The following is an 11,361-nucleotide window of genomic DNA, read 5'->3' on the forward strand; positions in this document are numbered from 1 at the left end:
TTGCTGCTAATCTTGAGCCTAAAATTCTGACTGCTAAACCTATGACAACACCATCTAACCCATTGGCGACAAACCTCAAAGATGCCTATCGTGTGTGTAATATTGCACCATCGGTGATGCAGAGTGAGGAATTACGGCAATACTATGTGGATTTGTCAGAATCGCGGAAAACTAATGCAATTAGCAGTATTAGCTTGATTTTGGAAGATCTTGAATCGGGTGACCATTGCACTATTTTATTTACGGGGCATCGGGGATGTGGCAAGAGTACGGAATTGGTGCAAATCCAAAGACAGTGGGAAAAGGAATATAAAGTAGTTTATATTGACTCAACCCTTGATACTGATGTCAATGATGCTGCATATACGGATATTTATTTAATTGTACTTAAGTGGGTGGGCTATGTATTGCGACAGGAGAGATTACAGTTTGATGCAGGGTTGTTAAAGAATGTGGAGGATTGGTTTAAGGAAGTGACCAATGAAACGGAAGAGTCGGTGGAGCAGTCAGTTTCTTTGCAAGGAGAGATAACACTCAATGCAGAAGTCTCTGACAAAGGACTACCACTCTTACCAACATTTTTAGCAAAATTGGTTGTTAAACTACTTGCTCAAATCAGAGGCTCGGCAAAGGAAAAGAAAACGATTCGGCAAACCTTATCCAAAGACATTTCGAGATTGCAGTCGGATGTAAATTTATTGTTGGCTGATGCTTTTAGCAAATGGAAAAAGAAGTTTCCAGAATGTAAAGGTTTTTTGTTCGTTTTTGATAATTTAGACCGCAGCCCTGTGGATGTTGCCAATCATTTGTTCTTTGACTATGCTTCACAGCTAAAGGAGCTACATTGCCCAATTATTTACACAGTGCCTATTTCGGTGGTCTATTCTCCTCAAAATGTGAATAATACGTTTGAGAACTATCATATTATTCCAATGATTAATATCTATCGGTATGATGTGAGGGATCGCAGTGGTAAGGAGCCTGATTATGATGATAAAGGGTTGGATGCGATCGCGAGTTTAGTAGAAAAAAGGGTTGATGTGAATGCAGTATTTGAGTCGCGTGACGGCTTGATCGAGTTAGCGAAGGCGAGTGGTGGTCATGTGCGTCAGATGATGCAAATGGTGCGAAAGGCGATCGAAAATGCGCGAGCTGTTCGTAGGATGAATGTAACGACGGAAGATGTGATTTATGCGATTAATCAGGAGCAGTTCAATTTTGAGCGGATTATTCCGTCGGAGCATTATCCAACCTTGGTAGAGGTGTATTTAAATAAGAATGCACCTAAGAATGAGTCTGGGCAATTGATGCTGAGCAATATTTCGGTATTGGAGTATAACGGTTCTAGTCGCTGGAATTATCCTAATCCTGTGGTGATTAGAAGTCATATTTTCCAAAGAGCGCTTGAAGATTATCGCCAACAAAAATCTCTAATTGTCTAAATTGAGTGTCTATGAATCCGATTGATTGTCAAAGTCCCAGTCCAGATGATTCTCTAGATACGAGTGAGTTTGTGGCGCTCAATCATGATGTGTTACAAAGCATAACGGCATTTCTGGATTTGGCATCGGGGTTTACAATCGCCTTTGCAGAATGTAATTTTTGGCAAGATGGTGAGATTTTAATCACGGCAATTGCGGATATTTTGGCGACTGATCCTGAACTGGAGCCGATGCAGCTTGAGGTATGGGAGTTTAATGAGCCTGAGTTACATTTGTTGCAAGAGTTGGAAAAGCGCTTAGCAGATCTACCGCGACAATATGACAAAAAGTTGGTGCTGGTGTTGCGTGGTTTAGAAAATGCGATCGGTGTGGTGGGAGACTATCCACCATTTTTAGTAGATTTGAATTTTGTGCGTGATGCCTATGCGCGGGTGGTTCCTCATCCTGTGTTGTTTGTGTTGCCCGACTATTCGCTGACACGTTTAGCAAAATTTGCTCCTGACTTTTGGGCATGGAAATCTGGGGTGTTTAAGTTTAAGACCTCAAAGGAAACTAGGGATTTTGCTGAATCAAAAACAATAGGCTCAGATCGAATTCTTGGCAATTACCTCAAGCCTGAAAAGCAAGAGCGTATCGATTTGTTACACCGCCTCTTAATGGAGTCAAATCCGTCTGGCTCTAACCCAGAATTTAATTCCAATACTTCTAGTCAAATAAATATCTTAAATGAATTAGGAATTGCTTACCGAAGTCTAAGTGATTTCAATCATTCTATTGAATTTGATCAGCAAGCATTAGAATTATCACAAAAGATAGGCAATATGAATTTTGAAGCATCTGCTCTCAATGGTTTAGGTGCTGCATATATTTCTCTAGGACATTACCAGCAAGCGATTCAGTTCTTTCAGCAGTCTCTAGAAATTGCTAGAGAAATCGGGGATCGCAATGGCGAAGCAAATTCCCTCAATAATCTAAGCTCTGCATACATTTTTCTAGGGCATTATCACCAAGCGATTCAGTCTTATCAGCAGTCTCTGGAGATTAAAAGAGAAATCGGGGATCGCAATGGCGAAGCAGCTTCTCTTGGTAATTTAGGTATTGCATACAGTTCTCTAGGGCATTACCAACAAGCAATTCATTTCTTTCAGCAGTCTCTAGAAATTGCTAGAGAAATCGGGGATCGAAATAGTGAAGCAAATGTTCTTAATAACTTAGGTGAATCTTATCGTAATCTAGGGCAGTATCAGCAAGCGATTCACTTTTTTCAGCAGTCTCTGGAAATCAAAAGAGAAATTGGTGATCGCAATGGTGAAGCAAATTCTCTTGGAAATCTAGGCGTTATTTACTATTCACTAGAACAGTACCAGCAGGCGATTCAGTTTCAGAAACAGTCTTTGGAAATCAGAAAAGAAATTGGCGATCAACATGGTGAAGCAACTTCTCTAAAAAACTTGGGACTTGCCCTCAAAGCATTAGGTCGCAGAGGTGAATCCATAGAGGCTCTCAATGATTCAAGAAAAATATATGAAGAATTGGGGCTTTATCATAAGATTAAGAATTCAAGTAAATCCTTTGCGCCGCTAGAAACTGTCGCCAAAGAACCCAAGCGATTTGAATTGCCAGAACCACTCAAACGCAAGCGTCGCAAAAATCTCTTTCAGATTATTTTTATTTGGTTGAGACGCATCTGGTCAAAACTATGGCGACGAAATTAGCGACTCTGAGATATTGGGGACAGTAGATTTAAGCAGTGAGTGGAAGTTCTAAATTTGCGATCGCCTTACGAGCGACTTCCAAATCATAGGGAAAAGGAAGCCGACGGGGTTGGTAATCCTTCGCATAGGGCGCACCGTGACGCAAGACAGCATTCACCATCAAACAAGGTTGATCACTGAGATTAATCGCCGCATGTGGCACATTGGGCGGAATCGTCACCACCGCAGGGCGATACTCACTCAAGGGAATGTATTGATATTGGCGATCGCATAGCACCACCAACACAAAGCTACCGCGTACTACTAAAAGCTGATCGGTCTGGAAATGATGCACAAACAAATCATCGATCGCCCCTGCTGCTACCTGTACAAGCATAGTTTCATCGCTTGCCTGTGGTGTATAAAACTCAGCCATCCCATTTTTGATCGAGGTGAGATAGCGAATATCGACTTTTTTGTTAGCAGCCATTGAAATCTCCGCAATATATCCCTACACACTCAGCTTAATCGTTAGTTTTTTAATTTTTGTTACAAATAAAACGAATAAGATTTTTTATGCATATGGGAATAGCTATCACTGTACTAGAACATAAAACTGAAGAATGGAGTGGCGGTGCGAAGCACCGCCACTCCATTCTAATCAAGTGGCTTTAGCGATACTTTATGTAAAGTGATAGAATATCCCATCAAAAGTTACACGTCATGTAATGAACCAAAGATTTTTTATCGCGTTGTTGCCCCCTGATTCTATGCAAGATGAAGTTAGGCAAATTCAATATGATTTCCGCGATCGCTACAGTACCCAAGCCACTCTCAAATCTCCGCCTCACATCACCCTAATCCCTCCATTTGAAATATCAAGTGATCGCTTAGAACCATTACAAATAGAACTAGAGAAATTCGCTAAAACGCGATCGCCTTTTACGATCAACCTATCAGGATTTGCCGCTTTTCCACCTCGCGTTATTTATCTCAATGTCTTATCCAATCCAATCTTGCCAAATCTCTATGTAGATATTGCAGCTACCCTTGCAAATAATCTCGATATTCACGATCCCTATACTTTTAGACCCTTTGTGCCACATATGACCGTCGCTTTTCGAGATTTAACTCCTGAAAACTTTGAACTAGCTTGGGCAGAATTTAGCGATCGCCAAATTAGTTTTGAGTTTGAATCAATTAATCTGACTCTGTTGAAACATGAAGCCCAAAAATGGAACGTTCTCTCTACTTTTCCTTGGCAATCATCAATTTAAAAATATAGCCAAACAAGTTTTGCCTAGGATCTGATGTTACGTGGAATTCAGAAAATGAACCTCTTGCCGCTAGCATAACAGGGCAACCACGGGGGGATTGCCCCTACCTGTAAATTTTAGATCTTGTAGGGGCTGTGCCCCCGTGCCAGCCCTAGACTTACGCCATTGCTTGGCAAGTCCTAATTGACCTTTAAGCAATCAAAAAGATCACTGAGACTAAGTTGTAAAGCATTTGCCCAACTAGGAACAATTAGTATTTGAGAAGGAAGAGCGATCTCGATTAAGTTTTAATCGGATTTGAACTTATTTCTTAGTTGACTGCTGATGGCATCGATACTCGTCACAACTACTAGCAGCACCAACATCATGGTCATAGCTTTGTTGTATTCAAACCCACGAATGTAACTCACTAACTCGAAACCAATTCCCCCCGCACCGACCACTCCTAAAACCGAGGCAGCACGAATATTGTATTCAAACATATAGAGTGTATAGCCGAGACATAGTGGCAAGACCTGCGGCATAATCCCATACTGAGCAATCTGCCACCAAGAGGCGCGACCCACTTGCAAAGACTCTAGCGATCGCTTATCTACAGCCTCGATCGCTTCTTGATAGAACTTAGCTAAATAACCAATCGTATAAATTCCTAAAGCCAAAGTTCCCGCAGGCGCACCTAAACCCGTCGCCGCTACAAAAAACAAACCTAAGATAATCGATGGAACGGAACGTACAGTATTTTGGAGGAGATTCGCGATCCAGCGTAACCACAATGGCGAAAGAGTTTGTGCTGACAATAGGGCAAGTGGAATTGAGAGGATCGCCCCAATCGTCGTTCCCCAAAGGGACATCTGCACAGTCTCAACCAAAGCTTTGATCGCCACATCTAAAATGCTCAAATCAGGCGGCCAAAGTCGCGACAGAAAATCTGTCATATAAGGCAGACTGGTTTGGATTAACTTGGGATCAATTTTTAAGCCTTGTAATGACCAAATATACGCCCAACCTAGACCGATAATAACTAAAACTCTGAATGCCCAGACATTGTAGCGGTTAGAGGTATAGGGACGAATTCGATCAAGAAGTTTCATTATGCGGCGTTAACGGACTGAACTAGGGAGAGATTTTGCAACTTGGCAAATTGTCTGTCCATATTTTGACAGTCCCCATCATACCAGACCTGCCCTTCTTGCAGAACGATCGCTCGCTTTGCGTACTGAGCGGCAAGGGCGAGATCATGCAGTACGACCACAACTGTTAACCCTTTGCGATTCATTTCCTGTAAGCTACTCATCACTTGATTAATGCCTGACACATCTAACCCTGTAGTAGGTTCATCAGCTAACAAAATATGAGGTGACTGAATCAAAGTACGGGCGATCGCTACCCGTTGACGTTGACCACCACTGAGTTGTCTTGCCTTTTGATAAATCTGTTCTTGCAGACCCATTTTTTGGAGTAACTGCATCGCTACACGGCGATCGCGTTTAGGAAATCCCCATAAACTTTGCCATGTATTCAGTTCTCCTAGACATCCACATAGGACATTATCTAAGCAAGAAAGTTGATCGACTAATCCGCCGCCTTGCACGAGAAAACCCACATTCTTCCGAACTTCATCAACTAGTTGGGGCTGAACGGTTGTGCCACAGATCTGAATTTTGCCTTGACTGACAGGAACTAATCCCACTAGCGATCGCAAAAGTGTTGATTTCCCAGCGCCATTTAGTCCGAGGAGAGCCACAAATTCGCCGTGATTGATTTCTAAGTCAATTCCATTCAAGATGGGACGCTTTAAAGTGGATTGATAAGCGGTGCGGACATTATGACAAGAAATTGCAGGTGAATTGTTTTCTGATACAGGTTCCATAATTTTAAAATTCTAATTATTGAAGTCAAATAGCTATTGGTTGCCTAGCTTTGCTAGGCAACCAATAGGTTATGGTTTGAGTCCAGCTCTTGCAATTGCTGTACGCATAGTTGACAAATGTTGCTCGTGATCAACTTTGACTAATTCGGTTGAGTTGTAGAGACTACGAAATAAATCTTTATTCTCTGGTTCATTCAGTTTCAAAAAAGCATTAATCAACTTTTCGCGTTGATCCGCAGGCACACTATCATCAATGGAAATACCGTGGGCTGGCACATTAGGAACTGGGTGCAGTACCCGCAATTTTTTGCCCTCTTCCTCGGTGATCCAAGGTGGTAGTAAAGCATATTCAGAAACTACAGCCACATCAGCCTGTTCACGCAAAACTGCTTGTAAGGCACTGCTATAGCCGTCACCATAGGTCACTTTGCCAAAAAACTGGTCTAAGCGATCGGGACCATCCACAAACTTCAGCCCCACCAATTCGCTGACAGGGAAGATAAATCCAGAACCAGAAGAACGCGATGTAAATGCCATGCGTTTACCGCGCAACTGCTCAAGAGTTTGCGTAGGATCTGCCAAGGTTTTTAATGGACTATCTACTGGCACGACAAAGATCGAGTTATAGGTCTTACCACCCGAATAGTCAGGACGCACCTCGGCTAGGTACATTTTTGCGCCTGATAGGAGTTCTGCTTTGAGAGCGGCACGACCACTGACAAAGGCAACATTGGCTCGATCAGCCTTGAGCGCTTCTATGGAGGCAGTCTCGTCAGCGATGATCCCCTTTACTGGGATACCCATCTCTTTGGTTAAAATTGCCGAAACCTTATCAACTTTGGTCTGTAAATCTGTAGTGTCACGACGAGTTGCAAAGGCGATCGTTATTTCCTTAAGCGGAGCCTTTGCAGCTTCAGTGGGAGTAGGTTTAGTTTCTTTGGCTGCTTCTGTAGTTGGGGCAGGTGTCTGAGCCGCATTAGGCTGAGATGGAGGCGTGGGGCTATTCCCTGTACAAGCAGTTAAGCCGATTAAAGATATTAACCCTGCGACTACCGCAAAATTAACTGGTAAACACGAAATTTTTTTCATTGATTTTTTGAAAAGCGGTCAATACACTAAGAAGAATTACTTGCAATAACTAATAAAAGTAGCTTAAACCTATTTGAGAATTAAAGTCAATAACTTACAGGTAATTTCTAGGCTTTGTTATTTTGCCGATCGCCTAGGAGCGCAAATTAAATAACATTCAGCTATGAAAGAGGTCGCTAGGACAAATCAAACCCCAAATACATGAAGGCAGCGCAAAGCGCCGCCTTCATGTATTTGGGGTTATATAGAGCGGGTTTAGTGGATGATTTGACTATGCGGCACAGGGTTGTTAGTAAAAAATGCCCATGCAGCAAATGATTATTTTGTGAAATTTCCAATCCTTAGTCGCCAATTTCAAAAAATGACCTACAAATGCGACTCAGCCTCAACCCCATTCTCTAATTGCGATAAAATATAGCTGTCGCCATCTGTACTATGGCAAATCAAAACCCAGAAGACAAGTTGCGGCACTTCGCGCCGCAACTTGTCTTCTGGGTTTGTGTCCTAACAAGACTAGCGACAACTATAAAAACTAAATGCTAAAAAGCTCGCTAATATAGGCTCGTCTAAATCGCCATGACCGAAAATCAAATCCCTGAAGGCGTAGAACGCAAAGTAACAACGATGGGTGGGGCAGCTATTGATGGCGCTCCGATCGCCTATATTATTGTCCTCGCGGCGGTGGTCACTGTCTTAGCATTTATTCCTTTTTCGATCGTACTTGGCTCAGGCAAAGGTATTCCCCTCAGTCAGAGCATTTATCCTCTGCTCGGTTGGTTGCTTGGGCCCCTAGCAGGAGCCTTAGCCAGTGGCATTGGTACATTAATCGGGGTGTTTCTCGCTCCCTATACAGCAGGAGTTCCTGCGATCGCCATTTGGGGAGCCGTGATTGCTAGCTTTGCGGCAGGAGCAATGGTGATTGGACAAAAGCGTAGATATTGGTATTTGGGTTTAACGGTTTTGTTTGTGAGCGAACTTGCCGTTTATGCTTATTTAGCGATCGCCCGTAATGGCATTCCTGTAGATACCTTTATTGCAGGCGCATTTATCGACTGGTCGGCAGTATTGCTGTTTTTGTTGCCAACTCGAATATTATTCACAAAACTAATTAGTAGTAGCAATTTTGTGAAAGTAGCGATCGGTATTTTTGGTGGTACTTGGACTGTGTGTGGACTAGCACATCTAAGTCAAGTTCCATTTACTTACTATCTATTTAACTGGCCAGAACCAATTTGGAAGATGTTAATCCCAATTATTCCCGTCGAAAATGCTATGCGTGGTTTATCTGGTGCAGTGATTGGTACGGGGGTAATTTCGGGATTGAGAGCGATTAATTTGGTGAAACCGAAGGAATCAATTTATTAAGTACTGGTGCAAAATAAATTTCCTAAACCCAAAAAGTTGCACCCGCAGGGGCGTAACTTTTTGGGTTTGGGTTTGTAATTAATATTGGTATTAATCGATTTTGATCATGCTGCTCCTGCGCTAGAATACAACAAAAAACATATGTCAAACAGCCAAAGCGATCGCCAACAGCGTAGTTCTAAACCAAAAAAAATATCTAAGATTAAACGCTTTTTTAAATGGTTAGAATGGCGATTGGCGACACCAGAGTTTATTGGGGGAATGTTTACTGCTTTAACATTGTTCTTCTTTATGGCGGCGACCAATACCCTTGCGGGTTGGCTCTATGTAATTAGTGGCGTAAGTTTTGCCCTACTAATTGTAGGGGCAGTCATGCCTAAGCGCTTACTAGCAGAAATAGCGATGGTGCGATCGCCAATTGATCCAGTCAGTGTAGGGGATGATCTGTGGATAGATTTGACGATTCAAAATACAGGACGAACTGAAAAGAGATTGCTGGAAGTGCGGGATATTTTGCCAGAAAATCTCTCAAATATTTTGCAACAAGAAGTAGTAATTGAGTTGATTGCACCGCTTCAGGAATATCACTGGAACTATGAGGCAAAAACTACTAAGCGCGGCGTATTTTTGTTTCGCTCTACAGAAATTGCTACCTCCAGCCCACTAGGATTATTCCGTAGTCGTCGCGCTTGTCCATCAGGACAGAAAGCGATCGTTTATCCAACGGTGCTACCTCTCGATCGCTGCCCCTTAGTTGATCAATTGGGAAGTGATACGAATCCGCGCCAATATAGCGATGACCATAATTACAGCAATGCTACCGAAGGTTTGACGAAGACTTTACGTCCCTATCGCTGGGGTGATCCAACTAGATTAATCCATTGGCGCACTAGTGCTAAGTTTGGTGAATTGCGAGTGCGAGAATTGGAAGTCACGATTGGTGGACAAGAAGTCGCGATTGCCCTTGATAATTCCGTAGGATGGGAACCTCAAGCCTTTGAAGAAGCCGTAGTAGCAGCAGCTTCGCTCTATTTCTATGCTCAAAAATCGAAACTAAGTGTTAGCCTTTGGACAAATGATACAGGTATCGTTCAGAGCGATCGCGCTGTATTAGAAACCTTAGCAGCAGTAGATATGGCAACGAGTTCCGCAGATCTACTCAAGGATTTGCCCGACTTGCCTGTGGTATGGATATCCCATCGTAGTGATAGCATAGGCTATTTGCCCCTTGGTAGTCGTTGGTTACTATGGCAAGTGTCAGGACAATCATCTCAAGTATCAGTTCCCAATCAGCGATCGCTTGGTTTAACGATTGAAACAATGCTAGATGCTGAAGATACAAGTTACAAATCTTTGCGATCGCAACTTCAAGGTTATCTAACGCTTTAAGGGAACTGACGATTGCTATACTTTTTTGATATCGCGTTACAGAGCTTTGCGTCTAAATAAGACCCAGAATAGATTGTGTCAAAATACTCTTTTGTAACACTTTTACAAAATCTATAACTGGGTTCCTAAATAGCCAATTGCTGAAATATCGCGATTTCACGTTCGCATCGACTAAAAACTGGTGGTATGTCATGGCGCTCAAAATCGGCAAACTTGAGATTGGGTATCGCTTGCTAATTTCCCTAACCGTGATCGCGATCGCCTATGGCTGGATCGGTACTCAGTTATGCACTTTACTGCGTGTTGGTGATTATCTAGTCGTAGGCCTATTGTTTGTATTGAGCGTTGTTGCCATATTTGCCATACCTCAAAGCTTGGGTGGTCTGTTGGCAGCGATCGCTGCGGTGATCACAATCTATTGGCAATCTTCTGATATTACCTATAGTCTGATTACTGCATGTGTCTGCCTAGCCATGTATCTGATCGGTTTTCAGGATGTCCGCTATGACGCTGCACCAGAAAAAAAGCTGTCTATCCTTGAAGTTATCGCAACGTTGATCACCATTGGTTTTATGGTGCAGACTTCACTACTGGTTTTACTGAATGCGATCAGTTGGGTGACGAGTGCTGCTATTGGTGCGCTCGCAGGTGCAATTACCTTGATCGGTAAGCAACTTAGCTACACTGATTTTCCGCAAAAAACGATCTGGATCATATTTGGCTCAGTGACATTTAGTAGCTTAGCGATCGGCTTTGTGGTGAGATTAATTTTGTATGCGATGGTTAAAGAAACGCCCTTGTACTAGTAGCTTAATACTTACTTAATAATGTCAAAACGCAAAGCGACTATGTCACTTTGTATACCTGTCGCTATTTTTTAACACAAATAGTGTAAGGCAGCGCGAAGCGCCGCCTCACACTATTTGTGTTTTGATTTGTCTTGATACAGGTGGCTGCTATATGTTTAAAAACCTTACTGGGCTTAGTTTTTGATCCGCAAAATTGTTATAGAGGCGGCGCGAAGCGCCGCCTCTATTTTTTATGGGTTTGATGTGTCCTAGATATATCTTTCATTGCTATAGCAGTCCTATATCATTTGTGGATTTTTTTGGTTTGTGGAAAGACACCCCGAAGGGGTGTCTTTCCACAAACCATTTAGGATTGCTATGAAAGCTCAAAACCGTTTCAATGCATTACTTGAAAATGTCCTTAATTGTACTTCAGTGGACTTAAGC

General features: G+C 42.5%; 10 protein-coding genes. 6 read left to right on the top strand and 4 right to left on the bottom strand.

Translation table 11 applies throughout. From position 1 onward, the window contains the following. Window positions 1-41: 41 nt before the first annotated feature. Both ABM313_RS22540 and ABM313_RS22545 read left to right on the top strand, forming a co-directional pair. Entirely contained in the window at window positions 42-1,442 is a 1,401-nt protein-coding gene (locus ABM313_RS22540) for an ATP-binding protein (protein ID WP_434685362.1), read from the top strand. 11 nt (window positions 1,443-1,453) lie between these two features. Further along, window positions 1,454-3,157: a tetratricopeptide repeat protein gene (locus tag ABM313_RS22545; protein WP_434685364.1), complete on the top strand. Its 1,704-nt coding sequence runs from the start codon at window positions 1,454-1,456 to the stop codon at window positions 3,155-3,157. Window positions 3,158-3,185: 28 nt separating this feature from the next. Here the strand turns inward: ABM313_RS22545 and ABM313_RS22550 are convergent, their stop codons facing one another. Continuing rightward, window positions 3,186-3,626, bottom strand: a complete 441-nt coding sequence (locus ABM313_RS22550) for a cupin domain-containing protein (protein ID WP_434685365.1) — start codon at window positions 3,624-3,626, stop codon at window positions 3,186-3,188. A 280-nt stretch (window positions 3,627-3,906) separates the two neighbouring features. Here ABM313_RS22550 and ABM313_RS22555 point away from each other — a divergent pair, with 280 nt between their 5' ends. After that, complete coding sequence (locus ABM313_RS22555; RefSeq protein WP_434685366.1) at window positions 3,907-4,413, top strand: 2'-5' RNA ligase family protein; 507 nt, start codon at window positions 3,907-3,909, stop codon at window positions 4,411-4,413. Between the two features lie 287 nt (window positions 4,414-4,700). Here ABM313_RS22555 and phnE read toward each other — a convergent pair whose 3' ends face one another. The 3 genes from phnE to ABM313_RS22570 form a co-directional block, all read right to left on the bottom strand. Then, on the bottom strand, window positions 4,701-5,507 hold the full coding sequence (phnE, locus tag ABM313_RS22560) for a phosphonate ABC transporter, permease protein PhnE (RefSeq protein WP_434688569.1): 807 nt from the start codon (window positions 5,505-5,507) through the stop codon (window positions 4,701-4,703). Beyond that, entirely contained in the window at window positions 5,504-6,283 is a 780-nt protein-coding gene (locus ABM313_RS22565) for a phosphonate ABC transporter ATP-binding protein (protein ID WP_434685368.1), read from the bottom strand. The genes phnE and ABM313_RS22565 overlap by 4 nt, the downstream gene beginning before the upstream one ends. 69 nt (window positions 6,284-6,352) lie before the next feature. After that, window positions 6,353-7,372: a PhnD/SsuA/transferrin family substrate-binding protein gene (locus ABM313_RS22570; RefSeq protein ID WP_434685369.1), complete on the bottom strand. Its 1,020-nt coding sequence runs from the start codon at window positions 7,370-7,372 to the stop codon at window positions 6,353-6,355. A gap of 576 nt (window positions 7,373-7,948) precedes the next feature. On the opposite strand from ABM313_RS22570, the gene ABM313_RS22575 reads away from it, so the two are divergent. From ABM313_RS22575 to ABM313_RS22585, 3 genes are all read left to right on the top strand, one after another. After that, entirely contained in the window at window positions 7,949-8,737 is a 789-nt protein-coding gene (locus ABM313_RS22575; protein ID WP_434685370.1) for a hypothetical protein, read from the top strand. A 141-nt stretch (window positions 8,738-8,878) separates the two neighbouring features. After that, the gene (locus ABM313_RS22580) at window positions 8,879-10,126 is read left to right on the top strand and encodes a DUF58 domain-containing protein (RefSeq protein WP_434685371.1); all 1,248 of its coding nucleotides are present in this window, start codon (window positions 8,879-8,881) and stop codon (window positions 10,124-10,126) included. Between the two features lie 191 nt (window positions 10,127-10,317). Continuing rightward, entirely contained in the window at window positions 10,318-10,932 is a 615-nt protein-coding gene (locus ABM313_RS22585; protein ID WP_434685372.1) for a hypothetical protein, read from the top strand. Window positions 10,933-11,361: the final 429 nt, after the last annotated feature.

Source organism: Pseudanabaena minima str. Chao 2107, from assembly GCF_051131155.1.
Lineage (GTDB): Bacteria > Cyanobacteriota > Cyanobacteriia > Pseudanabaenales > Pseudanabaenaceae > Pseudanabaena > Pseudanabaena minima.

Bases quoted from the DNA above. Each gene is read 5' to 3' on its own strand.
- ABM313_RS22540 (WP_434685362.1), top strand. From the start codon at position 42: ATGACAACACCATCTAACCCATTGGCGACAAACCTCAAAGATGCCTAT.
- ABM313_RS22545 (WP_434685364.1), top strand. From the start codon at position 1,454: ATGAATCCGATTGATTGTCAAAGTCCCAGTCCAGATGATTCTCTAGAT.
- ABM313_RS22565 (WP_434685368.1), bottom strand. From the start codon at position 6,283: ATGGAACCTGTATCAGAAAACAATTCACCTGCAATTTCTTGTCATAAT.
- ABM313_RS22580 (WP_434685371.1), top strand. From the start codon at position 8,879: ATGTCAAACAGCCAAAGCGATCGCCAACAGCGTAGTTCTAAACCAAAA.
- ABM313_RS22555 (WP_434685366.1), top strand. From the start codon at position 3,907: ATGCAAGATGAAGTTAGGCAAATTCAATATGATTTCCGCGATCGCTAC.
- ABM313_RS22575 (WP_434685370.1), top strand. From the start codon at position 7,949: ATGACCGAAAATCAAATCCCTGAAGGCGTAGAACGCAAAGTAACAACG.
- ABM313_RS22550 (WP_434685365.1), bottom strand. From the start codon at position 3,626: ATGGCTGCTAACAAAAAAGTCGATATTCGCTATCTCACCTCGATCAAA.
- ABM313_RS22585 (WP_434685372.1), top strand. From the start codon at position 10,318: ATGGCGCTCAAAATCGGCAAACTTGAGATTGGGTATCGCTTGCTAATT.
- ABM313_RS22570 (WP_434685369.1), bottom strand. From the start codon at position 7,372: ATGAAAAAAATTTCGTGTTTACCAGTTAATTTTGCGGTAGTCGCAGGG.